The sequence below is a fragment of the Cyanobium sp. WAJ14-Wanaka genome (genome assembly GCF_024345375.1).
GTDB lineage: Bacteria > Cyanobacteriota > Cyanobacteriia > PCC-6307 > Cyanobiaceae > Cyanobium_A.
Genome location: NZ_JAGQAZ010000001.1, coordinates 404,627 through 429,979 on the forward strand (window position 1 = coordinate 404,627; position 25,353 = coordinate 429,979).

25 protein-coding genes are annotated in these 25,353 nt (G+C 63.6%); 3 read left to right on the forward strand and 22 right to left on the reverse strand.

Going from position 1 to position 25,353, the window contains the following annotated elements; translation table 11 throughout:
- The first annotated feature begins 60 nt into the window (after positions 1–60).
- Positions 61–2,808 (forward strand): UPF0182 family protein, encoded by a 2,748-nt coding sequence (locus tag KBY49_RS02365; RefSeq protein WP_254933163.1) that lies wholly within the window; start codon positions 61–63, stop codon positions 2,806–2,808.
- Between the two features lie 104 nt (positions 2,809–2,912).
- Here the strand turns inward: KBY49_RS02365 and fba are convergent, their stop codons facing one another.
- The 19 genes from fba to hisA form a co-directional block, all read right to left on the reverse strand.
- Positions 2,913–3,962, reverse strand: coding sequence for a class II fructose-bisphosphate aldolase (gene fba, locus KBY49_RS02370; RefSeq protein ID WP_254933164.1), 1,050 nt, complete (start codon positions 3,960–3,962; stop codon positions 2,913–2,915).
- A 52-nt stretch (positions 3,963–4,014) separates the two neighbouring features.
- Complete coding sequence (locus KBY49_RS02375; protein ID WP_254933165.1) at positions 4,015–5,115, reverse strand: Gfo/Idh/MocA family protein; 1,101 nt, start codon at positions 5,113–5,115, stop codon at positions 4,015–4,017.
- Entirely contained in the window at positions 5,112–5,489 is a 378-nt protein-coding gene (locus KBY49_RS02380) for a hypothetical protein (RefSeq protein WP_254933166.1), read from the reverse strand. Before KBY49_RS02380 ends, KBY49_RS02375 begins: the two co-directional genes overlap by 4 nt.
- Positions 5,489–6,364 (reverse strand): acetyl-CoA carboxylase, carboxyltransferase subunit beta, encoded by an 876-nt coding sequence (gene accD, locus KBY49_RS02385; protein WP_254933167.1) that lies wholly within the window; start codon positions 6,362–6,364, stop codon positions 5,489–5,491. The genes KBY49_RS02380 and accD overlap by 1 nt, the downstream gene beginning before the upstream one ends.
- A 39-nt stretch (positions 6,365–6,403) precedes the next feature.
- Positions 6,404–7,240, reverse strand: a complete 837-nt coding sequence (locus tag KBY49_RS02390; RefSeq protein WP_254933168.1) for an A24 family peptidase — start codon at positions 7,238–7,240, stop codon at positions 6,404–6,406.
- Between the two features lie 333 nt (positions 7,241–7,573).
- Positions 7,574–8,476 (reverse strand): phosphoribulokinase, encoded by a 903-nt coding sequence (locus KBY49_RS02395; RefSeq protein WP_254933169.1) that lies wholly within the window; start codon positions 8,474–8,476, stop codon positions 7,574–7,576.
- Positions 8,477–8,524: 48 nt separating this feature from the next.
- Positions 8,525–9,610, reverse strand: a complete 1,086-nt coding sequence (gene leuB / locus KBY49_RS02400) for a 3-isopropylmalate dehydrogenase (RefSeq protein ID WP_254933170.1) — start codon at positions 9,608–9,610, stop codon at positions 8,525–8,527.
- Between the two features lie 50 nt (positions 9,611–9,660).
- Positions 9,661–10,698, reverse strand: a complete 1,038-nt coding sequence (gene lpxD, locus KBY49_RS02405) for a UDP-3-O-(3-hydroxymyristoyl)glucosamine N-acyltransferase (protein ID WP_254933171.1) — start codon at positions 10,696–10,698, stop codon at positions 9,661–9,663.
- 45 nt (positions 10,699–10,743) lie between these two features.
- Positions 10,744–11,832, reverse strand: a complete 1,089-nt coding sequence (gene proB, locus KBY49_RS02410; RefSeq protein WP_254933172.1) for a glutamate 5-kinase — start codon at positions 11,830–11,832, stop codon at positions 10,744–10,746.
- Positions 11,832–12,341: a YqeG family HAD IIIA-type phosphatase gene (locus KBY49_RS02415; protein WP_254933173.1), complete on the reverse strand. Its 510-nt coding sequence runs from the start codon at positions 12,339–12,341 to the stop codon at positions 11,832–11,834. Before KBY49_RS02415 ends, proB begins: the two co-directional genes overlap by 1 nt.
- A complete protein-coding gene (locus KBY49_RS02420) occupies positions 12,341–12,913 on the reverse strand; it encodes a DUF3727 domain-containing protein (protein WP_254933174.1) in 573 nt (190 codons plus the stop codon). Before KBY49_RS02420 ends, KBY49_RS02415 begins: the two co-directional genes overlap by 1 nt.
- Positions 12,914–12,943: 30 nt before the next feature.
- On the reverse strand, positions 12,944–13,417 hold the full coding sequence (ruvX, locus tag KBY49_RS02425) for a Holliday junction resolvase RuvX (protein WP_254933175.1): 474 nt from the start codon (positions 13,415–13,417) through the stop codon (positions 12,944–12,946).
- Between the two features lie 12 nt (positions 13,418–13,429).
- The gene (locus tag KBY49_RS02430) at positions 13,430–14,485 is read right to left on the reverse strand and encodes a hypothetical protein (RefSeq protein WP_254933176.1); all 1,056 of its coding nucleotides are present in this window, start codon (positions 14,483–14,485) and stop codon (positions 13,430–13,432) included.
- 51 nt (positions 14,486–14,536) lie between these two features.
- On the reverse strand, positions 14,537–15,712 hold the full coding sequence (locus KBY49_RS02435; protein ID WP_254933984.1) for a F420-0:Gamma-glutamyl ligase: 1,176 nt from the start codon (positions 15,710–15,712) through the stop codon (positions 14,537–14,539).
- 54 nt (positions 15,713–15,766) lie between these two features.
- A complete protein-coding gene (gene fumC / locus KBY49_RS02440; RefSeq protein ID WP_254933177.1) occupies positions 15,767–17,164 on the reverse strand; it encodes a class II fumarate hydratase in 1,398 nt (465 codons plus the stop codon).
- On the reverse strand, positions 17,164–17,730 hold the full coding sequence (locus tag KBY49_RS02445; RefSeq protein ID WP_254933178.1) for a thylakoid membrane photosystem I accumulation factor: 567 nt from the start codon (positions 17,728–17,730) through the stop codon (positions 17,164–17,166). The genes fumC and KBY49_RS02445 overlap by 1 nt, the downstream gene beginning before the upstream one ends.
- Positions 17,731–17,739: 9 nt before the next feature.
- The gene (locus KBY49_RS02450; protein ID WP_254933179.1) at positions 17,740–19,374 is read right to left on the reverse strand and encodes a DUF3685 domain-containing protein; all 1,635 of its coding nucleotides are present in this window, start codon (positions 19,372–19,374) and stop codon (positions 17,740–17,742) included.
- A 53-nt stretch (positions 19,375–19,427) separates the two neighbouring features.
- Entirely contained in the window at positions 19,428–19,796 is a 369-nt protein-coding gene (locus tag KBY49_RS02455; protein ID WP_254933985.1) for a transcriptional repressor, read from the reverse strand.
- Between the two features lie 136 nt (positions 19,797–19,932).
- Positions 19,933–20,700 (reverse strand): 1-(5-phosphoribosyl)-5-[(5-phosphoribosylamino)methylideneamino]imidazole-4-carboxamide isomerase, encoded by a 768-nt coding sequence (gene hisA, locus KBY49_RS02460; protein WP_254933180.1) that lies wholly within the window; start codon positions 20,698–20,700, stop codon positions 19,933–19,935.
- A 59-nt stretch (positions 20,701–20,759) separates the two neighbouring features.
- On the opposite strand from hisA, the gene KBY49_RS02465 reads away from it, so the two are divergent.
- Positions 20,760–21,680, forward strand: coding sequence for an NAD-dependent epimerase/dehydratase family protein (locus KBY49_RS02465; RefSeq protein ID WP_254933181.1), 921 nt, complete (start codon positions 20,760–20,762; stop codon positions 21,678–21,680).
- Here KBY49_RS02465 and KBY49_RS02470 read toward each other — a convergent pair.
- Positions 21,649–22,203, reverse strand: a complete 555-nt coding sequence (locus KBY49_RS02470; RefSeq protein ID WP_254933182.1) for a CDP-alcohol phosphatidyltransferase family protein — start codon at positions 22,201–22,203, stop codon at positions 21,649–21,651. The genes KBY49_RS02465 and KBY49_RS02470 overlap by 32 nt on opposite strands.
- A 78-nt stretch (positions 22,204–22,281) precedes the next feature.
- Between KBY49_RS02470 and KBY49_RS02475 the strand changes: the two genes are divergently transcribed.
- A complete protein-coding gene (locus KBY49_RS02475) occupies positions 22,282–22,719 on the forward strand; it encodes a CBS domain-containing protein (protein WP_254933183.1) in 438 nt (145 codons plus the stop codon).
- Between the two features lie 19 nt (positions 22,720–22,738).
- Here the strand turns inward: KBY49_RS02475 and KBY49_RS02480 are convergent, their stop codons facing one another.
- Together KBY49_RS02480 and nadA are read right to left on the reverse strand one after the other, a co-directional pair.
- A complete protein-coding gene (locus tag KBY49_RS02480) occupies positions 22,739–24,079 on the reverse strand; it encodes a hypothetical protein (RefSeq protein ID WP_396099236.1) in 1,341 nt (446 codons plus the stop codon).
- 316 nt (positions 24,080–24,395) lie between these two features.
- Positions 24,396–25,349: a quinolinate synthase NadA gene (nadA, locus tag KBY49_RS02485; RefSeq protein WP_254933184.1), complete on the reverse strand. Its 954-nt coding sequence runs from the start codon at positions 25,347–25,349 to the stop codon at positions 24,396–24,398.
- Between the last annotated feature and the right edge of the window lie 4 nt (positions 25,350–25,353).

A 25,353-nucleotide genomic window follows, 5' to 3' on the forward strand; every position in this document is an offset into this window, starting at 1 on the left:
CGCTCCGGGGCCGGCACTGCGCTTGCTGGCATTGCGCCTCTTGCCTGGCTTTGCCTTGGTTTGGCGCTGGCCTTGGGCCTGTTTGTGCTGGCAGGACGCCTCAGTATTGAGTGGCAGTGGTTTAGTGAATTCCAGGCCCAGGGCATGCTTTTGCGCCGCTGGCTGCTGCAGCTGAGCGCCTTTGTCCTGGTGATGGGCCTAGGGGTTCCCCTGCAGCTGCGGCAGCTGCAGCGCTGCTGGCGATTACGGCTCGAGGCATCTCGTAAGCAACTTCCCAACTCACCCCTTTTCCCCCTGGCGCGCCTGGGCTTGATCGGGCTGCTTCTGCTGCTGCTTGCCCTTCTGGCCGGTGGCCTCACCTATTTGATGGTGCAGGCCCAGGATTTGATTGCGGCACCCTTTAGCGGCCAGGTGATCACTGGCATCCCGGTGCTCGCCGACCTGCCCCCACTGCTGCTGGTGGGTTTGGCGGCCGGCCTGGTGCTGCCCCTGTTGCGGTGGCCGCTAACGACCCTGCGGATTGCCCTGGCGGCGGCCCTGGCCGGTTCAGCGACGGCCCTGGCCCGGGGTTGGAGCCTCTGGCTGCCTGCCCTTTTGGCTGTGCCCTTTGGCCAGGCCGATCCGATTACGGGTCTGGATATCAGCTTCACGGTGCTGCAATTGCCCGCCTTTCGCCTGTTTTTGAGCGTGCTGCTGGCCCAGGGACTGGTGGGTTTTGCTGCTTGCCTCTGGCTCACCTTCACAGAGGGCAAAACCCTCTCCGAACTGGCATTTGTGGGGCTGAGTAGGGCCCAGAAAAAGGTCCTGCAGCCCCAGCTGGCCCTTCTGGCCCTGGCCGCCGCCCTGGGCACGGCGCTTGCCCCCTTCGCCCTGATGGTGGAGGGCAGTGGGGTGGCCAGTGGGGCTGGTTTTGTCGATCTGCACGTGCGCCTGCCCCTGCGCCTGCTGTTGGCCCTGCTCCTGGCCCTCACCGCCGGTGGCCTGATGGTGCCCCTGCCTGGGGGCTGGTTGCGGCGAGGAATTTTGGTGCCCTTGGCCACCGCGGCAGCCCTGGTGCCGATCACCGAAGGGGTGGTGGCCCCCCTGGTACAGCGCCTGGTGGTGCAGCCGCGGGAATTGTTGCTGGAGACGCCATACCTCAAGCGCAGCATCAGGGCCACCCGGGAGGCATTTGGCCTCTCGACCATGCACAGCAGCGTGTTTGAGCCCCGCCAAAGGCTTACGCCTGGGGATTTGAAGCAGGCCTCCGGCACCATTGCCAATATCCGCCTCTGGGATAGCCAACCCCTACTTGCCACCAATCGGCAGCTGCAGCAGCTTCGCCTCTATTACAGCTTTCCCTCTGCGGCGGTCGACCGCTATCCCCTGCTCGGCGACCCCCAGCGCAATGGCTCCCAGCAGGTGTTGATTTCTGCCCGGGAGCTCGATACGGCTGCCCTGCCGAGTGGCTCAGATACCTGGCTGAACCGCCACCTGGTCTTTACCCATGGCTATGGCTTTACGGTCTCGGCCGTAAATGCAGCCGGGCCCGATGGTCTGCCCCTTTATTTCGTAAGGGACCTGGGCCGGGGGGGCAAGGTTCAAGGCATCCCCCAGCTTGGGGTCAGCAATGGCCGTGCCCGGGAGGTCTTGCCGGTGGGCCGCCCCCAGCTCTATTTCGCCTCGGCCAAGGCCCCCTATGTGATCGCCCCCTCCCAGGTGCGGGAGTTCGACTACCCGGATGGGGATCTGAATGTCTACACCCGCTACGACGGCGAAGCGGGTGTGCCGATTGGAACGCCCCTGCGGCGCCTGCTGGTGGCGAGCTACCTGGGGGAACCGCGCCTGTTGGCTAGTGGTTCGCTCAATCCCCAATCCAAGCTATTGATTCGCCGCCAGGTGAACCAGCGGCTTGCTGCCCTATTTCCATTTTTGCGCTTTGAAAGCCAGCCCTATCTCGTAACTGCCCGGGTGGAGCAGGGGGCGGGATACGTGGCGGGTCAGCACCAGTACTGGATGCTCGATGGCTTTACGACTAGCCGCAGCTATCCCTATTCCGATCCGAACCCGGCGGGAATTCGCTACTTCCGCAACCCCGTAAAGGCGGTGGTGGATGCCTTTAACGGCAGGGTTTGGCTCTATGTGAGTGATCCTGCCGATCCGATCCTGCGCACCTGGCGCCGCGCCTTCCCGGAGCTGTTTCAGCCCTTAACGGCCATGCCCAAACCGCTCCTGGCCCATATCCAGGTGCCCCAGAGCCAATTCAATATCCAGGCCGAGCGCCTACTTCGTTATCACGTCACCGACGTGCGCACCTTCTACAACGGTGACGACGTCTGGTCGGTGCCCCTGGAGATCTATGGATCCAGCAATACCCCGGTGCGTCCCTATCACGTAACGATCCAGTTGCCGGGCCAGAGCAACCCTGAATTTGTGCTGCTGCTGCCCTTCTCACCCCTCAAGCGCGCCAACATGGTGGGTTGGTTGGCCGCCCGCAACGACCTGCCCCACTACGGCCAGACCCGCCTGGTGCGTTTCCCCCAACAGCGCCTTTTGCTCGGGCCCCAACAGATTTCAGCCCTGATCGAGCAGGATCCGGCCATTAGCTATCAATTTGGGCTCTGGAACCGGGTGGGTTCGAAGCTGATCCACGGCAATCTGCTGGTTTTGCCCGTGGGTAAGGGGCTCTTGTATGTGGAGCCGATCTATTTGCAATCTAAAAACAATGAGTTGCCCACCCTGGTGCGGGTGGTGGTGACCGATGGGGTCAATTTTGTGATGGAGCGCAATTTGCAGGATGCCCTTAAGCGCTTGGCCAGCAGGCTTTAGCCCGGGTGCTCCCCCACCAGTGGGGACATAAAAAAGGGGGCCCTTAGGCCCCCGAAACTCAAATTTGCGAACTGCCCGTTTGCGAACTGCCCGCCTGCGTCTGATCAAAGAGCGCCTTTCTCGTAGAGACCGGCGTAGTAGTTGATGTCGCGCTGCTTGATCTTGCTGGCGTTGCCGGCACACCAGAACTGCTGGTAGCGATCCAGGCACACCTGCTTCATGTACTGGCGGGCAGGCTTGTTGAAGTGGCGGGGATCGAAGTTCGCGGGATCCTTGGCGGCAGCTTCCCGGACAGCGGCGGTGAAGGCCAGACGGTTGTCGGTGTCGATGTTGACCTTGCGCACACCGTTGCGGATGCCTTCCTGGATTTCTTCTACGGGCACGCCGTAGGTCTCTGGGATGGCGCCTCCGAACTTGTTGATCATGTCCAGCCATTCCTGGGGAACGGAGCTGGAGCCGTGCATCACCAGGTGGGTGTTGGGGATGGCCTTGTGGATTTCGGCGATGCGGCTGATGGCCAGCACTTCGCCGGTGGGTTTGCGGGTGAACTTGTAGGCGCCGTGGCTGGTGCCGATGGCAATAGCCAGGGCATCTACCTTGGTCTTGGCGACGAAGTCAGCCGCTTCGGCGGGGTCGGTGAGCAGCTGGCTGTGGTCGAGCTTGCCCTCGAAGCCGTGGCCGTCTTCGGCCTCACCCATGCCGGTTTCCAGGGAACCGAGGCAACCCAGTTCGCCCTCCACACTGACGCCGATGGCGTGGGCCACGTCCACCACTTCCTTGGTGACGGCCACGTTGTACTCGTAGCTGGCGGGGCTCTTGGCATCGGCCATCAATGAGCCGTCCATCATCACCGAGGTGAAGCCGTTGGCAGCGGCGCCAAAGCAGGTGGCGGGGCTGTTGCCGTGGTCCTGGTGCATCACCACCGGGATGTCGGGATAGGTCTCAACTGCGGCCAGGATCAGGTGGCGCAGGAAGTTTTCACCTGCGTACTGGCGGGCACCGCGGGAAGCCTGGAGGATGACCGGGCTGTCGGTCTCCTGGGCAGCCTCCATGATCGACTGGACCTGCTCCAGGTTGTTTACGTTGAAGGCAGGAATGCCATAGCCGTTTTCTGCGGCATGGTCGAGCAGCAGCCGAAGCGGTACGAGCGCCATAGGAAATCCTCTGGGAGCAGGAGGGAACTGGCGGCGACTCTACGGGATGCCCCTAAAGGGTCTGGGTGTCGCCAAAGCCCTTGCGGGACCAGTCGCAACACCTCTGACTCAGGAATGCTTCCCCCAGCCCTGGCACCATCGGTCGCCCTTCCCTAATGGCGGCACTCCACCAGCCCTGGAGGCGCTCCACTGGGGCGATGCGCCCGTCCTCCCAGGCGCGACCAAAGCGCAGGGCGGGATCGGCTTCCAGGGGGCGAAGGGGCTCTCCGTTTTGGGCTAGCCAGAGGCCGAATCCATGCACGTAATCGGCCTGGTTACTCGATCCGAGCACGGCCGTCGCCTCGCTGCCATAGAGCTCAATCCAGTAGCCCCGGCCCTGGCGGGTGACGGCCCCGAGGTTCAGTTGGGCCGGAACCATATGGCCCTGGCAGGTTTCCAGCTCCATTTGCACCAGGGCAATATCTTCCGCGTCCACCGTGGCCATCTGGCCGCCAGGGCCGGATGGCTGGGCATCTGGAATCGGTCGCTGGCGGATGGCCGTGTGGAGCTGGCTGCGCAGGCTGCTGGTGGGGCCCACCAACCAGTGCAGGGTGTCGAAGGCATGGGTGCCCAGGGACCCCAGTACGCCTCCCCCCTCACTGACCTGGGAATACCAGTTCCAGGGTCGACTGGCGTCGGCTCGGCTGCCCATCAACCAATCGAGTTTGACGAGGTAAAGCTCCCCGAGGGCACCGGATTTGACCAGGGCCGCAAGCTGCTGAAACAGCGGTACCGCCCGATATTCGAAATCCACCGCCACCGTGAGCCCTAGCCCGATGGCCAGCCGCTGCAGTTCTGCCACTTCCTGGCTGTTTAGGCCAACGGGTTTTTCCAGTAGCAGGTGCTTGCCGGCCTCCAGGGCCCGGCGGGCGAGCCCAAAGCGCGGGGCCGGTGGCGTGGCAATCACGATCGCTTCCACGGCCGGATCGGCCAGCAGGCCATCGAAATCATTGTGGCCAGGTAGTTCCTGCTGCCGGCAAGCGGATTCCAGCCGCTCTGGCCTGGGGTGCCATAGGGCCACGGGTTCGGTGTCGGGGCAGGCCCTAAGGGCAGCCAGGTGCACTTTTTCGCCAAAGCCGAGGCCGGCAACGGCAACTTTCAAGGGGGCGCTCATGCCGGCAGGGCAGCGCAGGAGGCTTCGATTACGCCGTTGATCAGGCTGTCCCCTGCCGCCGGCAGCCATTGGGCTCCGAATTGGGGCAGGCCATTGACGGATGTGTCGCGGTAGAGCTGCTGGCCGCAGTCGATCTCCATCACATAGAGATCACCCATGCGGGGTTTTTCCCCCTCCTTAGTGGCTGGCAGGAAGCGGCTCAACACCGATATGTAGCCGTCTTTTGTGTTGCGCAGGCTGCCGCTATCCCACCACTGCTGGCCTTGATCGCTGGCGGGAAGCTCCTGCCAATTAACTGGTCCGGCCCAGGCGGGCCTGCCGGATCCCAGTAGCAGCAGTAGGGCTAAAAGGGCGCTAGCAAGCAATTTGGCCATCAGGCGGGTACCAGTTGGCGACTGCCGTGCATTTTCAGCAGGGAGGCCAGGGTGGCCTTGAAGCTGGTGCGGGCCACGATTGCGTCGACAAAGCCGTGGTCCTGGAGATATTCGGCGGTTTGGAAGCCCTCCGGCAGCTTCTCGCGCAAAGTTTGTTCAATTACCCGCCTGCCAGCGAAGCCAATTAGGGCCTTGGGTTCGGCCAGGATTAGGTCGCCGAGCATGGCGAAACTGGCCGTTACCCCGCCGGTGGTGGGGTGGGTGAGCAGCGGCAAATAGAGCAATTCGGCTGCCTGGTGCCGCTGAAGTGCACCGGAAATCTTGGCCATCTGCATCAGGCTCAGCATGCCCTCCTGCATTCGCGCCCCACCGGAGGCACAGACGATCAAAACGGGATAGCGGCGGGAGGTTGCCTTTTCAATAAGGCGAGTCAGTTTTTCACCCACCACCGAGCCCATTGATCCGCCCATGAAGCGGAAATCCATTACGCCAAGGGCGAGGGGATGGCCGCTGCTCAGGCACAGGCCCGTGGTTACCGCATCCTTGAGGCCCGTGGTCTGCTGGCTGTCGCGGATGCGATCGGCGTAGCTACGGCGATCCTTGAAGGCCAGGGGATCGGTGGGTGACAACTCGGTATCAAGGGGCTCAAAGCTGCCTGGATCAGCGATCAGGCGGATGCGCTCTTCGCTGTTGATGCGGTGGTGATAGCCGCAGTTTTTGCAGACACTGGCGTTAGCCAGCAGGTCCTTGCGGTAGACAACCGTGCCGCAATCGGGGCACTTACTCCAGAGACCATCGCCCTCTTCAACCTCCTGGTTGATGCGCACCAGGGGGGCATTCTTTTGGCGATCGGCAAACCAGTCGAATAGCGACAAGGGTATGGAGGCCTCGGGATCAATTCAATTTAGGCGCCCCTAGCCCACCATCCCCCATAGGCCGAGCCAAAACTGCGGGCCGCCTATCCAGACAACTATTCCCCCTGCGGCCAGGAAAGGGCCAAAGGGAAAGGGTTCCTTGGGGCCGAGTTTGCCGCTGATTCGGGCCAGACCCCCCACCAAGGCACCGCCAAAAACCGCCAGGAGCACTGTGGCCCCAAGGCCAGCCAGGCCCAGCCAGGCCCCCAGAAGGGCGGCCAATTTGGCATCACCCAGACCCAGGGCTGGTTTGCCCAGAAGGCGCTGAGCCCCCCGACTCACCAGCTCAAAACCCACCAGGCCGAGGCCCGCCGCCAAGAGGTGATGGCTCAGTAACCGAGCGCCCACTGCACCGCCCTGGCTCCAGCCCAGGCCCGCCGTGGTCAGCAGTCCCAGCAGTAGGCCAAAACGGCAGAGGGGTTCCGGCAGCCACAGGTGATCGAGGTCGATCAAGACCAGGGGAATCAGCCAGCTCACCAGTAGCCATCCGGCCAGCATCAGGGCCAGGGCTGGTGCTTGGGGCCCCATAACCACCGGCTGGGATTGGCTGATGGCCACCCAGAGGCCGGCGCTCAGCAGCTCGACCAGGGGATAGCGCAGGGAAATGGGGGCGGCGCAATAGCCGCAGTGGCCCCGCAGTAGCAGCCAGCCCAGCAGGGGAATGTTTTGCCACCAGCGCAACCTGGTGCCGCAATGGGGGCAATGGCTGGGGGGCAGCACGATTGATTCCTGGCGGGGTAGGCGCCAGGCCACCACGTTCAGAAAGCTGCCAAAGCAGGCCCCTAAAACGGCGGCCACCAATGGCAGCAGTGGGGTGTTTAGGGCCGGATCATTCATCGGTTTCGGATGGGGCGCTGGGGGCGGGCCCGTAGCCAATCAATGGCCACAAACTGCTCTTCCGGCAGAAGCACCGGCGTTGCAAACACAACACGCCCTGCCAAGCCCGGAGGGTTGAGAACCACACCCGTGGGCTCTGGGCCCCCCGGACAATTCAGCTTGTACTCAATGAGTACCCTGCGGCAAGCCTGCAATACCAGCTGACTATTTATTTGATCCCATCGCAAAGTGGGAACGGCTGTAGGCACCGTGCCCGCAATGCGGAAGGAAGGGGTGGAAGTGGGGAAGGAAATAGACCTCACCCATGTAGGCGTTTGCCCAGATTAGGGCTTCCTAGGAAAGTTTCTTCTTCTCTTCAATCATCCTGTGAATGACGGGAGTGAGGATCAGTTCCATGGCAAAGCCCATCTTGCCGCCATCTACCACGATCGATGTGGGGCTAGACATGAAGGAATCGTGGATCATGTCGAGCAGGTAGGTGAAGTCGATACCCCACTTTTCCCTGGCCCCTTTGCGGAAATGCACGATCACGAAGGATTCATCCGGGCTCGGAATGTTCCTGATCATGAAGGGGTTGGAGGTGTCCACCGTTGACACCCGCTGGAAGTTGATGTCGGTGAGACTGAACTGCGGGCAGATGTGGTTGATGTAATCCGGCATGCGGCGCAGGATCGTATCGACCGTGGCCTCGGCGGAGTAGCCGCGCTCCTGGTTGTCGCGGGCGATCTTCTGGATCCATTCGAGGTTGACCACGGGCACCACACCGACCAGCAGGTCGGCCATGGCGGCCACGTCGTAGCCATCTCCCCTCACGCCGCCGTGGAGACCTTCGTAGAAGAGCAGGTCGGAGCCGGAGGGGATTTCCTCCCAGGGGGTGAACTGGCCGGGCTCCAGGTTGGTGCTGAGGCGGGCATTGTGCTCAGCGGCCTCCTCTAGGGAGTGGAGGTAGTAGCGCTTTTGGCCGCTGCCGGTTTCGCCGTAGACCCGGAAGAGTTCTCCGAGCTTGTCGAACAGGTTTGCTTCTGGGCCGAAGTGGGAGAAGTTTTCACCCTTAGCAAGGGCTGAGGCCATGGCCTCCTTCATCGGGCCCCTTTCGTAGCGGTGGTAGCTGTCGCCCTCCACCACCGCAGGGGTGATGCCTTCGCGTTTAAAAATCTGCTCAAAAGCGCGTTTGACGGTGCTGGTCCCTGCGCCAGAGGAACCGGTGACAGAAACAACCGGATGACGCTTCGACATGCGCAGAGATCAACGAAACTGTTCGCGAGTTTGGCAGGTCGCCGGCGCCTACCCCGCCAGGGCCGCCAGCAACTGCTCGCCCATGGCCGTGCAGCCCAGCTGGGTGCAGCCCGCTGCCATCAAATCGCCCGTGCGATAGCCAGCGGCCAGCACCCGTTCGACTGCTGTTTCTAGGGCCGTGGCAGCGGCCTCTTGCTGCAGGCCGACCCGCAGCATCATGGCGGCGCTGAGCACCATCGCCATCGGGTTGGCCTTGTCCTGGCCGGCAATGTCGGGGGCGGAGCCATGGATCGGTTCAAACAGGCCAGGCCCGCCGCTGCCCAGGGAGGCCGATGGCAGCATGCCGATCGAGCCGGTGAGCATGGCGGCCTCGTCGCTGAGGATGTCGCCGAAGAGGTTGCTAGTGAGCAGCACGTCGAACTGCTTGGGGGCCCGCACCAGCTGCATGGCTGCGTTGTCGACATACATGTGGCTGAGCTCCACGGCGGGGTAGGAGTTGCTGTGGAGGGCCTCCACCTGGTCGCGCCAGAGCTGGCTCACATCCAGCACGTTGGCCTTGTCGACGGAACAGAGCCTGCCGCTGCGTACCACGGCCAGCTCGAAGGCCACCTTGGCAATCCGGTCGATTTCGTAGTCGGAGTAGGCCATCGTGTTAAACGCCCGCACGTGGCCATCGGCCTCGATTCGACCCTTTGGGGTGCCGAAGTAGACACCGCCGGTGAGCTCGCGCACCACCATCAAGTCGACCCCCTCAATCACCTCCCGTTTGAGGGTGCTGGCATCGACCAGGGAGGGAATGATTTTTACGGGCCTGAGGTTGGCAAACAGCCCCAGCCCAGAGCGGAGGGCCAAAAGGCCAGTTTCGGGGCGCTTCTCGCGGGGCAGGCTGTCGTATTGGGGGCTGCCAATGGCGGCCAAAAGCACCGCATCGGATTCGCTGCAGGCCGCGAGGGTGCTTTCGGGTAGGGGCTCGCCGGTGGCATCGATTGCGGCGCCCCCCATCGGTTGCTCGTTGTAGACGAGCTCAAAGCCATGGCTGCTGCTCACCGCATCGAGGAGCTGGCGGGTTACGGCCGTGATTTCTGGGCCGATCCCATCGCCGGGGAGCAGGGTGATCCGGAAGCGGCTGGTCATGGCGGAGTGGCCTGGCTCAGGGGTTTGATGCAGCTGGCGAGGCTAGGGGATCAGCCCTGGCGTGCCTGGAGCTGGCGCAGGCTCTTGGCCATCTCGGGGAGTTTGTTGAAGGTGGCTGAACAGCGCAGCCAGAGGCGGTTGGGGATGGCGGGGTAACCGCTGACCACTTCGCCGGGGGCGACTTCGCCGTGGATGCCGGATTTTGAGGAGGCGATCGCCCGATCGCCGATCACGGCCCGGTTGGCCACACCCACCTGGCCGGCCAGGATCACGCCATTTCCCAACTTGGCGCCCCCGGCAATCCCCACCTGGGAGGCCAGGGCGCAGCCCCTGCCAGTGACCACCCCATGGCCGATTTGCACCAGGTTGTCGATCTTGCTGCCGGCGCCGATTCGGGTTTCCCCCACTGAAGGTCTGTCGATCGTGGTGCCGCAGCCCACCTCAACGGCCTCTTCTAGAACCACCAGGCCGGTCTGGGGCATTTTTCGCCAACCCTGGGCCGTGGGCACAAAACCAAATCCCTCGCTGCCAATTACTGCATTGGAATGCACCACGCACTGGGCCGCCAGGCGGCTGCCGGGATGGAGTACGGCGCCGGAGTGGATCTCGCAGGCTGGGCCCAGCTGCACGTCTTCGTAAAGGATCGCGCCGGGGTGGAGGATGCAGCCCTCAGCGATCTGGCAGTGCTCGCCGATTACCACCCGGGCACCGATGTGGGCCGTGGGGGAAACCAGGGCGCTGGCCGCCACGACAGCGGTGGCATCGATCCCAGGGGCCTTGGGCTGGCGCGGATATAGGGCATCAAGTGCTTCTGCAAAGCCCAGGCGGGGATCCTTGAGGGCCACCCAGGCCAGGCCCTGGGCGCTGGCCTGGCTTTGAAGCTCTGGGTCTAGGGGCAGCAGCACGGCCCCAGCCTTGGTGCCCTCCAGGGCTGCCGCTAGGGCATTGCCCCGCTCCAGAAAACCGAGTTGACCGGCAACCGCCTGATCTAGGGCCTGGGCTCCCACCAGCTCGGGATCGCTCCCCAAATCCCTGGGGCTGGCATCACCCACCTCGCCGAGGTGAGCGAGCAGGTCGCTGAAGCGCATGGCGGGCGAAGGGCGATACGGAGCTGGGCCGGATCGTAGGTGTCCCTACCGGGGGCTGATCACCAACTGGTCGCGGTGAACCACCTCAATGCCTGCCCTGCCCATGCATTGGCGCAGCTCTTCGCTGTCTAGGGCGCTGAGCCCCCGACCCAATTCCCGTCCGTCGGCGCTGATCAGGCGCACGGCATCACTTCTGCCGAATTGGCCCTCTACCCCAATCACTCCCACCGCCAACAAGGAGGCCCCTTTCTTTAAAACCGCAGTTTCCGCGCCCGGATCCAGCTGGAGGGTCCCCTGGGGCATCAGGGCGTGGGCCAGCCAGCCCTTGCGATCTGGCAGGGGCGTCGCCGATGGCTGGAAGACGGTGCCTAGCCGTTCGCCGGCAAAGAGGGCCTTGAGAACGGCTGGATCGCGACCATCGACCAGGTGCACCCGGATGCCGCTGGAGGTGGCGATGCGGGCGGCGGCAATTTTGGTGGTCATGCCCCCCGTGCCCCATTGGCCCCCACCGGTGGCCCCTTGGCCGTATTGCTCAAGCTCCCTGAGGTTGAGCACCTCATGGATTGGTTTTGCATTGGCATCGCTACGGGGATCGCCGGAGTAGAGCCCGTCAACGTCGGTGAGCAGGATCAATTCATCGGCGCCGATGGCGACAGCCACCAGGGCAGAGAGGGTGTCGTTGTCGCCGAAGCGCAATTCGTCGCTGGCCAGGGTGTCGTTTTCATTGATTACCGGCAGCACCCCCCAGCTGAGCAGCTGCTCAAGCGTTCGACAGGCGTTTTGGTAGCGCCGGCGGGAGGCCAGATCGCCCCTGGTGAGCAGCACTTGGGCCACGGCCAGGCCATCGCGGCCAAAGGCTTCCTGATACATGGCCATCAGGCGGCCCTGGCCCACGGCCGCCGCCGCCTGGAGCGCTACCAACTCCGTGGGGCGCTTGGCCATCTGCAGGGCAATGCAACCGAGGCCCACGGCCCCACTGGTCACCAGGGCCAGGCTGTCTCCCTGGGCCTGTTGCTGGGCCATCGTGGCCGCCAGTTCAGCGACCACCTCGGCGGTGCTGCGTTTGCTCTGGCCCCGCAGCAGGCTGGTGCCCACTTTGATTACCCGGCGCCGGCCCCTGGAGCCCGTCCGCATCAGCCCAGGCCAGTGCCGATCAGGGCGGCCATGCGCAGTTCGAATCTTTGCAGTCGATCCCGCTGGCAGGGGCGCCCCTCCGGATCGATGGGCTTCACCAGCACGGTGAACAGGCCCAGTCGGTTGCCGGCGATCACATCGGTGAATAGCCGGTCACCCACAAGCGCCACCTGGCTGGCCGGTATTTGCAGCTGGGCGAGCACCCTGCGTAGGGCGGTGCGCCGTGGCTTGCCGGCACTGGTGGTGAAGGGCAGATCCAGCAGCTGGGCCACTGAACCAATTCGCTGACGCGATGGGTTGTTGCTGAGCAGGTGGATCGGGAAATGCTGCTTGGCCTCTGCCAGCCAGCGCTGGGCGCTGGCTGGCACCACACCGTGGTGCCTGGGCAGGAGGGTGCGATCGACATCCAGCACCAGGGCTTTGATGCCCCGCTCCTGGAGGGCCTCAATCGGCAATTCCGCCAGGGTGCACTCCATCAACCAGTTGGGCCGCAGCAGCTCCCGCAGCATCAGAAATCCCCCTCCCCCTCCCGCTCAGCTAATTCGGCTTCGATGCGGGGTTGCACCCGATCAAATTCCTCGCCTTCGACCAGCAGGGCACCATTGCCATCAATCCGGGCGACCACGAAGAAGGGATCCAGGGGGATGTAGAGGCCGTATTCCTCCTCGTCGACCAGGAAGCTCACGAGTAGTTCGTAGCTTTCGGTGTCGTCCTCATCGTCTTCTTCGTCGCTGAGTTCGTCGGGCTCGGGTTCGTCCAGTTCACCGCTGACGGTGAGGGTCACGGCTGAACGCACCAGGGTCAGGTCGTGCTCCTGCAGCACCACATCGGCCACCGACAGGATCGGTTCGGTGGCATCAATCGTGTCAATCAACTCGGGATCCGCATCGTCTTCGAGGCGAAACAGGCAAACCGGGGTGTCTACCGGCGTTAGCAGTACGTAGTCGTGGCCATCGAGGGGGATCAATTGCTCCAGGAAGCAGAGCAGTTGGCGCCCCCTGGTATCGCTCACTAAAAGAGTTGGCACATCACCGGAATTGTCCATGGATGAAGCGTCGTTCGCCGAACTGTCGTTTGTCATTAAAGGTGCCAATCGGGGCAGTCTGTCTACTCAGGATGGATCAGGGGCGGGCGTTGTGCCGCGAATGTCCGCAACCAGCATCGCTGCCGGACCGTCGGCCAGCCACTGTTCAAGTAACAAAGCAGCCGCCGCACTGTCTAGGGCCCCGCTTCTGTCGCCATGGAGACCATGGCGCTCGGCCGCAGCCCAACTGCTGGAGTGCTCATTCACCCAGGCCAGTGGCAGGGCGAAATGGCTGGCAAGGCGCTGTCCATAGCGGTGGCAGTGGAGGGCCTGCTCCGTCAGCTGGCCGGCGCTGTCGAGGGGTAGGCCAACCACCAGGGCCCGGACCCGCCGCTGCTGCACCAGGCGTTCTAGCCGCAGGAGGTCGGCTGCAAACTTTCCCCGGGCCAGGGGCGCCAGGGGTGTCACGGTCAGGCCGAGGGGATCGCAGCCAGCCAGGCCAATGCGCCTGCGGCCCACGTCGAGGGCAAGGGCGGAACAGGGCTCGGATTTATTGGGCATCGGGCTGAAGTCCTAGCGGGGGGCCACCGGTGTGGGCATGGGCCTGCGCTGGGGTTGCAGTTGGCCCAGCACCGCCTCCAGTCCCTTCCCAACCTTGGCCTGGGCTGGATGCTCCTGGCGGCGCCAGACACTGCGGGCCATCAACACCCTTTCACCATGCTGTTGGGCACCTTGCTGCTCGAGCCAATGCTGACGGCCCTGGTCGCGCACATCAGAGCGCAGCCAAAGGGGCTCGCCACTGCCCAGGCGCTGGCTAGCGATCTGGAGCAGCTGCTCGCAGCCATCGCCAATCAGGTGTTCCCAGCCGGGATGGACCGTGAGCTCCACGTCATGGCCACCTCCGGCGTGTTCCCCAATCCAGCGGACGGCGGCTACGGCCTGGTTGCGGCTGGGATCCACCCACATCCAGCCCTTGCCATGGCTTTGATCGAGCAGATCCTCTACCCGCCGATCCAGTAGTTGGCGCAGTTGGGCTGGATTGGCGGCCTGCTCCAGGAGCCAAAGCAGGGCACCGCTACGGGGATTGAGGGTCCGAAGTTGCAGCTCCCCCAGGGAACTGGGGGCTGCGGGGCTGGTTGTGGAGCCGGGGGCAGTGGCGCCGGAGGCTTGCCAGCACCAGAGCTGGTCCGTGCGCAGGGGTTGGAATCCCTGCTCCCTCAGCATCGCCAGCCGCTGGCTATCGAGGCTGGAGGCGGAGGCAATCCAGCTAGCCGCATCTTTGGCCCGGTGAATGGCCTCCCTCAGCAGGGTTGTGCCCAGGTCCTGCTGCCCTGCCGGACTGGCCAGGCGCAGGTGCTGGACCTGCCAGCAGCTGCCGCTGCGGTTCAGACGTCTGGTGATGATTAATCCGAGCGGGTCCTTGTGACTGAAGGCCACCAGCACCACCGGGGCTATTGCCTGGCGGGCGGTCAGGGCGTGGATCAGGCGCTCCGGCAGCCCCAGCAGCACCGCCCTTTGCAGGACCGGCTGCAGGGGTACAAAGGCCGGGTCGCTCAGCAGGGGAAGGTGCCAGCCCGCCAAGGGCTCCAGACGCCAACTGGTTGGTATGGGTTGGGGCTCAGCTGCCATGGCGGGTCCAGTGGTAGCTCTCGCTGCAACTTTAGGGCGGCCAGACCGGCGCTATGGGCGCACCAGCACCAGGGGTGTGCGTTCGTTGGCGTTTCCGGCCGGATTTGGGCGCAGGGCCCGCTGCAGCAGGGCCTCATCGCAGCCGGGGCTGGCGGCCAGAACCTTGACCCGGCCCAGGTCGTTTACGTCAACCACGGCCACGGCCACGCCCAGGGCCCGGGCCATCTCAGCGCAGAAGGCGGCGGGCTGTTCTGGTCCAAGGACAATCGTCTGGTCGTAGGGGGGAGTGGTGCCGGTGATGTCGTCGATCAGGCGGGCCTGGTCTCCGGCCAAGCGGTAGAACCAGCCCTTGGATCCCAGGGCCTTCAGGGCTGTGCCTATTAACCAGGCCCCAAGCACCCTGGCAGGCCCTTCCACGTCGATCAGGCTCTGCAGTCCGCAGGCGGTGGCCAGGCTGCTGGTGGGGTGGAACACCCGGCAAAGCAGGCGGGCCAGGGCCGAGGGCTCCACGGTGGCAGGGTGGTGGTAGCGGCCCTGCATCACGGCAAGGGGGGTTTCACCAATCGTGAGGACATCCCCTGGCTGGATCAGGTCGCTGGCGTAACGGCTCAAAACTTCCCCAGGGCTGTCGAGTACGCCAAGCAGGTGGGTACGCAGGGGCAGAACCTGGCAGTTATCGCCTTTGCGCCATTGGGCGCTGGCGGCATTGATGGTTTCGGGCTGGCGCAGGGGCACAAGCCAGCCATCCCGGCGATTCAGTCGGCCGAATGGTCCGTAGTTGATCCAGTGGAGATCTAGCCAGAGGCTGTCTACGAGGCGCTCCAGGGATAGGCCTGGATCTGTGCTGAGCTGGATCTCGATCCTGGCCCTGGTGCTTTTGCGGCCCTTAACGATGTAGGCCGCCCAGTAATTGTCGGGCCGTGTTTCCTCGTCGGGGTGGAGGGCCACAACCCGGCTTTTGATAATCACATCACGCAGATCACCCTGGCCAAGCAGCACGGGCTCCACTGCTATCTCAGGCACCATCACCTCCATCCGTCGATGGGGGTTGCTGATCGTGATTTCGCCCTGCACCGTGACCCCCTGGGGGCTGGATTGAACGCTGAAATCGTGGGCCTTCAGCTCCAGTGGCGAGGCGGGCCGCAGCCGATGGCGTAGCTCCAGCCACACCAGGGTCAGGCCCAGGGCCAGGGCGGCCAGGAGGAGGACCGAAAGCAGGGGGTTCAGCAACAAGGCCGGCGGGGCGTTAACCGCCGGAGCGTAATGGCAGCCCCACCTTCTTCAGACCATCAGCTCAGGCTTTACCCACTGGTCAAATTCCCCGGCACTGATTTCGCCCAGCACCAGGGCGGCCTCCTTGAGGCTCAGCCCGTGTTTATGGGCATGCTTGGCAATGCCGCAGGCCCGGTCGTAGCCAATGGCCGGGGTTAGGGCAGTCACCAGCATCAAGCTCTGGTTGAGCAGCCGTTCGATTCTTGAAATATCCGCTTCCAATCCCTCTAGGCAAAAGGCCCTAAAGCCTTCGCAGGCGCCAGTCAGCAGCTCGATGCTCTCCAGCACGTTGTGGGCGATCAGGGGTTTAAAAACGTTGAGCTCAAAATTGCCCTGGCTGGCTGCTGTTTGAACAGCACTGTTGTTGCCAATCACCTGCACGGCCACCATGGTCAGGCTTTCGCACTGGGTGGGATTGACCTTGCCCGGCATGATCGAGGAGCCCGGCTCGTTCTCCGGGATTACCAGTTCGCCGAGGCCGCAGCGGGGTCCGCTACCGAGCCAGCGCACATCGTTGGCGATCTTCATCAAGGAGCCGGCCAGCACCGTCAGGGCCCCGTGGGTGGCGGCCAGGGCCTCTTGACCGGCTAGGGCCTGAAACTTATTTGGTGCACTGGTGAAGGGCAGTCCAATCCGTTCGGCCAGCCTTGCCGCCACCGCCTCTCCAAAGCCGCTTGGGGCATTGAGACCGGTGCCTACGGCCGTGCCCCCAATGGCCAGCTGGTAGAGCTGCGGCAGGGAGTGGCGCAGGGTCCCAAGGCCCATATCCAGTTGGGCCCCATAGCCGCCGAATTCCTGGCCCAGGCTCAGGGGCACGGCATCCTGCAGGTGGGTGCGGCCGATCTTGATGATCGAAGCAAAGGCCTCCGCCTTGACGGCCAGGACAGCCCGTAGGGCTTCCACCGCCGGGATGAGGCTGCGTTCCAGCTCGATCGCCACGGCCACATGCAGGGCGGCCGGAAAGGTGTCGTTGCTCGATTGGCTCAGGTTCACATGGTCGTTGGGGTGCACGGGGCTCTTGCTGCCCAGCACGCCCCCGGAGGCCTCGATCGCCCGGTTGGCGATCACCTCGTTGGCGTTCATGTTTGTTTGGGTGCCAGAGCCCGTCTGCCACACCTTCAGGGGAAACTCCCGATCCAGTTTTCCGCCCGCCACCTCTTCTGAGGCGGCCACAATCAGGGCACAAATTTCCGCGCTGAGCTTGCCCTTATCGCGATTCACCTCGGCGCAGGCCGCCTTTAGCTGGCCGAAGGCATGCACCACCTCCAGGGGCATCAGCTGGCCGAAGGGAAAAAAGTGGATCGAGCGTTGGGTTTGGGCGCCCCAGTAGTGCTTTGAGGGCACCTCAATGGCCCCCATGCTGTCTGTTTCGCGCCGCATGCCGCCATCGGGCCCCAACCCAGCCATCATCTGCTCACCACTTCGGAGTTGAGTTCGTTGAAGCTCACGGTGCTGCTGTTTGTGCCCCCCTCGGGCAGGGCAATGCCGGTGATCTCGCTGACTACCCCATTGATGCTGTCCACATCCACCTGGCCACTGGCGTCGAAGCGCACCTTGCCCTGGCCATCGAATACGACCACCTGGGGTATTTGGCCTTTCCAGTGGTGGGCAGGATCAGTGGGGCCCAGCTCGGGCCGGTTCTGGAGTGGGTCGGTGACCAGGGGTATCAACTCGATGCTATTGCCCCATAGGCGCTGCAGTTCCGAGACAACCGGGGAAAATTGCTTGCTCTCGGCATCGTCGTCGAGGTAGTAGACCACCACCGCTGGCCGCTGGTCGGCCATGGCCTGGGCCAGGCTGCTGCGGGGGGGCACCAGGGAGCCGTTGCCGGCATAAAGGGCGTAAATGTTGCCGTCGTAGCTGTTGGTGGTGAGGGCAGCCAGGGCGGGCTGGGAACCCCAAACCTGAAAAGCAATGATTAGGGCCAGCAGGGCCCTTGGCAGCCACCAACCCAGGTTGGGCAACAGGTTCAAAGCAGCCTTTCAGTTGGCGCCATTTTGGCCTCTGGCCAGGCCCTGGCGTATCCCCCTGCCCACAAGGCCAATCGATCTCCCCATCACCTGGGTGAGCAGCACCACCAGCAAATCTCCCAATCCCTTGATCAGGCCCTGAACCTGGGGTGCAAGGGCGTCGCGGCTCTCCAGGGCCAGGGTTACTAGCTGCTGGAGCCAGCCCAGTTGGCGCAGCTCCCCATCCCTGGGCTCAGTGAGCGAAAGGGTACCTATGGCCTTGGCCTGCAGGATGAAAAGGTTGCGGCGACTCTCGTAGAGGGCCACCGGCCGGCCATACCAGTTGAGCCAACGTTGTTGGGCATTGAGCTGGTTGCGGAGCCGCTCGAGCTGGCGGGTCGCCAGCAGGTTTGGCTGCAGCAGGTAGCGGCGCAATTCGGGCCAGCTTGAGCAGCAGGAAAGCAATTCCGCGCTCACCAATTCGGCGCTGCGCACCAACCAATTGCTGAGCAACTGCTCAAGGAACAGCACTGCCCTCGGTTCATCAATGGCCACCAGTTGGCCTTCTGTTAGCAGGGGATTGCCATGAACCAGGGCACCGAGCATGGCCAGGGGGGCAGGCAGCTCCGGGTCGGCGCCAGCCAGTTCGGTGCTGCTGATCAGGGTTTCGGCCACGGATTGCATGCCGCCCCCGTAGGGCAGCTGCACATAGGGGCTCACGGTGGTTTGCAGGGCCTGCTGCCGCAGTTCGAGCTGGAGGCCATTCCAGCGTTCTTGAAGCTCCTGCCCATGGAGATTTTCAGCCAGCAGGCGCTCCCGCAACAGGGCGCACTGCTCAATCAGGGCCAGGAGTAAATCCCTACGCCTTTGGGGAGTGAGGCCCTCGATTGCTAGCAACTGGCCGCTGCCATTGGCCAGCTCAGTGCGGACCCCAGCCTCCAGCCGGCTGCGCAGGGTTTGCCAGATGCCGGAGGCATTTGGCTGGGCCAGGGTGAGCTGGGTCCCCAGGGTTGGGCGGCTGGGGATTGGAGCGAGGGCTGCCGGATAGGCGCTGACAAGCGAACTGATGGGCCCCCAGAGCACGATCAACAATTGGCGGGCGCTGGCCAATTCCCGCAGCCTGCCCTGGAGCACCAACAGGCTCACCAAGCCCGTAGGTGGTGGATTCAGCAGGCGCTGGCAGGCCAGCAGATCCGCGTCTATTTGCTGCAGACCTCCCAGCAGCAAACGGTGGCCCAGGCCCACGCCCGCAGGAATTGGCAGGCACTCTGGCAAGGGGCCATCGGCCAGGCTGACCACCCGGCCGCCCTGGAGCAGGGTGGTCAGTGCCTCCAGCAGGGTGGTTGTTTCAGGGGCCTCCAGTAGGCCCTGCACTGGCAGCTGCAGCAGGTTGTTGGTGGGGTGGCCGTGGCCACTGGCCAGCAAAAGGAGAAGGGGGGCGGGCTTCCAGCGCAGCCTGAGGGCTTCGAGCTCCTCGCCCAGGTTCTCTAGGTGCTGGTTGGCCCCTGCCTGCCAGATCACCAGTTTTGGAGCACCCTCTAGCTGGTCTGCAGCCGTAACCACCTTGAAATCGCCAGCCGAGCGCTCCAGCAGGCGCACCAGGCCTTCTCGAAGGAGCGGCTCAGCGAACAGCAACAGCTGCGATGGCACGTTGGTAGAAACTTCCAATTGACCAAAGCTACCTAGGGCGAGCCCTTTTCTCCAGGGGGGCTGGCTGGGATTTAGGGGCTTTGGCGGGGCCTGCCGCTCAGGCTGAGGGTGTAGCCCTCGATGGCGAAGCCTGTCTGGGCTTCGATTTGTTCGAGCAGTTCCGCAGGCAGCTGCACATCCAGATCCTGGATCGCCCCTGTTTGCAGGCAGGTGAGATGGCTGTGGGGGTCGCTGCGGTAGCCGTAGAGGCGGCCATTGGCCCGGTCAAGACACTCAATCACCCCTGCGGATTGGAGTGCCTCGAGGTTTTGATAAACGGAAGTGTGGCCAATATTGCGATCAATGCTATTGAGCTGCTCAAAAATATCCCTCGCACTCAGGTGGCTCTTGCCACTCCAAAGCAAATCGAGCACAAGCTTGCGCTGGCGGCTCAGGCGCATGCCCAGGTCCCGGCAGCGCCGGTACACCTCATGGACATCTTGGGGGGTGCCGGTGCTCACGCGACCCGCCTTGCTTAACTTTTTTAGTTATAGGTCAACAGGCAAGGGCCTGCTATGCCAATCGGCCAGGGGCCTGCTAGGCCATCCCTTCCAATGGGCTGAGGGGATCCTGCAGACGGCCATCGCCAATGGCCTGCAGGGCTTCGCCAAGGTCGACTCGGCCGTCGTAGAGGGCCCTGCCGACGATCACCCCGGTTACCCCGAGCGGTTCAAGGGCCAGCAAGGAGAGCAGGTGCTCCAGGTTGCCGATCCCACCGGAGGCAATTACCGGCACCGCACTGGCAAGCGCCATGGCCCTGAGGGCCCCCAGGTTTGGCCCGGCGAGGGTGCCATCGGTGGCAATGTCGGTGCTGATGATCGCGGCAATGCCTGAGTTGGCAAAGCGTTGCGCCAGCTCGGTTGCATCCGTATGGCTTTGTTCGATCCAGCCGCGGGTGGCGACCTTGCCGTTGTTGGCGTCGATGCCCACAATTATTTGGCCGGGGTGGTCGGCGGCCAGCTGTTCCACCAGCTCCGGTTGCTCCAGGGCCACCGTGCCCAAAATCACGCTGCTGAGGCCGTAGGCAAGTAGTTCCTGGGCCCGCGCCACCGTTCTGACCCCACCCCCCAGTTGGACCGGAATCGAGAGGGCTGCTGTGATTGCCTTGACGCTGGCGTCATTGCTGGCTTGGCCGCTCCTGGCGCCATCGAGATCCACCAGGTGCAGCCGCTGGGCCCCCTGCTCCTGCCAACTCAGGGCCTGGGCCACCGGATCGTCGGAGAAGCGGGTCACCTGGCCGTAGTCGCCCTGGTGCAGGCGTACACATTGGCCATCGAGCAGGTCAATGGCGGGAATTATCTGCATGGGCGGCGGCGGTCTTGAATGGCGCCCAGTTTGCGCGGCCGCTGGCGCCCCATTAACCGATGAAGATTCTCGTGATGGGTGGCACCCGCTTTGTGGGCAAGCCTCTGGTGGCCCATTGGCTGCGGGCTGGCCATTCCCTAACCCTGTTTACCCGGGGCAAGAAGGCCGCTCCAGAGGGGGTGGAGCACCTGGTGGGGGACCGCACCGACTCTGAGTCGCTCGACCAGCTCAAGGGCCGGCAGTTTGATGTGATCGCCGATAGCTCCGGCCGCAGCCTCGAGGATTCCCGGGCGGTGATTGAGCGCACCGGTGCCCCCAGCCATCGCTTTGTGTATGTCAGCTCGGCGGGGGTCTATGCCGACAGTGAGCTCTGGCCCCTCGACGAGGACAGCCCCACCGATCCGGCCAGCCGCCACGCCGGTAAGCAGGAAACGGAAACCTGGTTGCGCAGCCAGGGCATTGCCTTCACAAGCTTTCGGCCCACTTACATCTATGGCCCGGGCAATTACAACCCTGTTGAGGCCTGGTTTTTTGATCGGATCGTCCATGGCCAGCCGATCCCCCTTCCCGGAGATGGCAGCACCATCACCCAGCTGGGCCATGTGGCCGATCTGGCGGTGGCGATGGCCCGTTGCATCGATGTGGATGCGGCCAGCAACCGGATTTACAACTGCAGTGGCGCCCAGGGCGTGACCTTCCGGGGCCTGGTCTTTGCGGCAGCCAGGGCCTGTGGCAAGGATCCCGAGTCTGTCGATATACGCAGTTTTGATCCATCTGCCCTGGACCCAAAGGCCCGTAAGGCCTTCCCCCTGCGGATTGCCCATTTCCTTACCGATATCCATCGGCTGCAAAGGGAATTGGCCTGGCAGCCCGCCTACGACCTGGAGCGCGGTCTGGCCGATAGCTACCAAAACGACTACGCCAAGCGCCCAGCCACAACCCCTGATTTCAGCGGCGATTCCCTGCTTTTAGGTAACTAATTGCCGAGCTGAGGGCCAGCCCTAGGGAGGGCCAAAACAGCCACCAGCCGAGGCCGTGCAGACCTACGCCCAGCTGGGGAGCCAGACCAAGGCCCATGCCCCAGCTGTTCGGCCAGAGCAGTAATAGCAGCGCCGCAAATTGCAGGATCGTTTTGGCCTTACCGGCCAGGGAGGCGGGTCCGCCACTGCTCTGGGCGGATCGCCACCCTGAAATCAGCAGTTCCCGCGCCAGCAACAGCCACACCGCCCAGAGGGGCAGTGCCCCACTGGCCGCCAGCCAGAGCAGGGGGGCGGAGATCAGGATCTTGTCGGTGAGGGGATCGAGTCGGGCACCCCAGGTCGAGCCACCACCCGCCTGGCGGGCCAGCCAGCCATCGGCCGCATCACTGAGTCCGCCGAGGGCCAGGAGCCACCAGGCCAGGGATTGCTGGCCCATGGCCAGGGCCACTAGCAGGGGCAAGCCCACAACGGCACGGCCAATGGTGAGTCCATCGGCAAGTTGGCGTAGGCGGCATGGCCCCATTCGAAACCTCAGGCTCGCCCCCAGAATGCTTGCAGTTCAGCAATTTTGCCCGTGGTGCAACAGCCCGTATCTGCCGTGATGTCGAGCCCCGTGCTGACGGTCACGGCCGAGAGCCCCCTGCAGGAAGCTGTGCAGTTGATGAGTGATCACCACATCAGTGGCCTACCGGTGGTGGATGCCAATGGCCAGTTGGTCGGTGAACTCACCGAACAGGACCTAATGGTCCGTGAAAGCGGTTTTGACGCCGGCCCCTATGTGTTGCTGCTCGATTCCGTGATCTACCTGCGCAATCCCCTGCAGTGGGACAAGCAGGTTCACCAGGTGCTTGGCAACAACGTGGGTGATGTGATGGGCCATTCGCCCCACACCTGTCTGTCTGATTTGGGCTTGCCCGCCGCCGCCAAACTCCTGCACGAACGCAGTACCCAGAGGCTGATCGTGGTTGACGACCAAAAACATCCCGTGGGCATGCTCACCCGCGGCGATGTGGTTCGGGCCCTAGCGGCGGCCGGCTGAGCTATGGCTGCAGGCTGATCTAGGGCGGTGGCAGTGGCGGTGCGGCAGGGGCCCCGGGTTTAACCGAGCCCACGGTTGGTGGTGGCGGTGCCGTCGGCGGCTGGCTTGCACCTTCCCCATTGGGGTCGCCACTCTCCTCAGGAGCTGTTGCTGCTGCCGGCTCCGCTGGTTCAGTTAGGCCATATCCATCTGGAAGTAGCAGTGGTGGTGGCAAATCCGCGGGCAGGTTTAGTTCTTTATTTGGTTTCTGGTAGTCGGCTCCCTGGGTCGCCTCTTGCTGCTGCTGACGGAGGGCAAGGGGGTCGGCGCTGATTGGTGTCTCCCGGAAGGGGGCCCTGTCGCTGTTGCTTCCACCCTTGCCCTTGGGTGCCCAGATCAGCCGGGCGATCGGATCAACCCCCTTTTCCATCAACCGGTTGAAGCCGGCTAGGGCCCTATCCACCAATTGGCCGCCGAGGGTCTGGCCGCATTGGAAGGGGTTGCCGCAACCGGATGGACCACTGCGGCTGGCCATGCCCGCCAATAGCGAACCCTGCAGGATTTGATGGCGGCGGCTGAGCCGCAGCATGTAGGGCACGTGCACAAAACTGGTGGCCCCGCCACTGATCCAATTGGCGTCAGCATCACTGAAGCCCTTCACCCCGGGGATGATGAAGCGGCTTTTTGAGGCGTGGTCGGGCAGGTAGGCAGCTCTGAGGCCGCGGCTTCTGGCCAGCTCCCTGGTTTGCTCCAGGGTGAGGCCGTCCCTGCTCATCAGCACTTCCACCCTGCCATCGGGCCGCAGGCCGATCACCATTCTGATTCGCGGCAGAAAGTAGCGAATCTGCTGGCCCATGGAGATGCTGTAGGCCCCCTTGTAGGCAGAGGGGGGCCTACCCAAGTCGTTGTAGAGGCTGTGCAGGCCACCAATAAAGCTTTCGAATTCCCGGGCCCTGGCGGGGGTCAGTTCGCCATAACCGAATTCGACGCTGCCGTCATGGCGAATGCCAATGAAGGCGCGCTGCCGCGCTGCCGTGCGGTTTAGGCCCCGCCAGACCCGATCCCCCAGTTTGATGTCGCCCAACGGCACGGTGATTTCCTGGCCCCTGCGGTCCACATGGCGCTCGTACATCGGCCCGGAGATGTAGGCCAGGGCTGAGCGGTCGTCGTAGGCCTGCTGTTCCCTGTCCCAGCCCTCAAATAAATCCAGCTGTACCGCCCGGGGGTCGAAATCGAGGGCGTAGGTCTGGTCGTTTGGAATGTACCGAAAGGGCTGGCCATCGGCGGCGGTGATCAGGGGTGCGCCGGCGTCGGGGCGCCCATTGCCGATCGGCGGGGCAATGGCCACCAAAAAGGTGAGTAGGCCCGCTGGAATGGCCACCACCAGGGCCCTTTTCCTCTTCAAAAGGGGTTTGGGCGCTCTCGCCGCAGCGGTTTCCAAAACGGGGGAGCCTGCGGCCGGCTAGCCAGAAGCACCCACGTTGGGAGCGGGTGGCTCCCGGCGTCAAGTGGCCGGCTTTACCCATGTCCCGGGTGTAGAGCGGCTAGACAAAGCCCGGCTCCGATTGCGAGGCTGCCCCATTGGTGATAGTTAAATTATTTATGGATTCTTCCTTCGTGACGATCGGCCTACTGTTGGCCCTTGGCGGCTCCCTGGCCTTGATGGCCCTGATTGTCAAAAGATTGGAGAAGGCTTCCTAGGCGCTCATGGCGAGCATCCGCTCGATTGGTGCCAGGGCCCTTTGGCGCAGGCCCTCCTCAAGTTCGATGGCAGGGCTGAGGGTCTCTAAACAGCTCCAGACCTTCTCCAGGGTGTTGAGCCGCATGTAGGGGCAGGCATTGCAGCTGCAGCCATCGGCTCCGGGCACCTCGTAAAAGGCCTTGCCGGGCACCTGCAGGCGCATTTGGTGCAGGATCCCCGGCTCGGTGAGCACCAGAAAGCTGCTGGCCTCACTGCTGGCGGCCCGGCGCAGCAGGGCGCTGGTGGAACCGATGAAATCGGCCTGATCAAGCAAATGCTCCTGGCATTCCGGATGGGCCAGCACCTCCGCCTCCGGGTGGGCCAGTTTTAGGCGCAGCAGGGCCTCCTCGCTGAAGGTTTCGTGCACGATGCAGCTGCCTGGCCAGAGGGTGAGCTCCCGGCCGCTTTGCTGTTGAACCCAGCGCCCCAGGTTTTGGTCCGGGGCAAAAAGAATCGGCCGATCCGCAGGTAGCTGCTGCACCAGCGACACCGCATTGCTGCTGGTGCAAATCAAATCGCTCTGGGCTTTCACCGCCGCCGAGCAGTTGATGTAACTGACCACAAAGTGGTCGGGATGCTGGGCCCTAAAGCTGGCGAAGCCATCGGCTGGGCAGGCATCGGCCAGGCTGCAACCCGCCTCCAGATCAGGAATCAGCACCGTTTTATCGGGGCTGAGAATTTTGGCCGTTTCGGCCATGAAGTGCACACCGCAAAACACGATTACCTCGGCGTCGGTGGCCGCGGCCTTACGGGAGAGCTCTAGGGAATCGCCAATGAAGTCGGCGATGTCCTGGATCGAGTCGTCTTGGTAGTAATGGGCCAGGATGATGGCCTTGCGTTGCTTTCGCAGCTCCGCTATTGCCCCTGGAAGGTCAGCCGGAACCGTGTTCGAACCTCTCGCAAAAACCAACGAA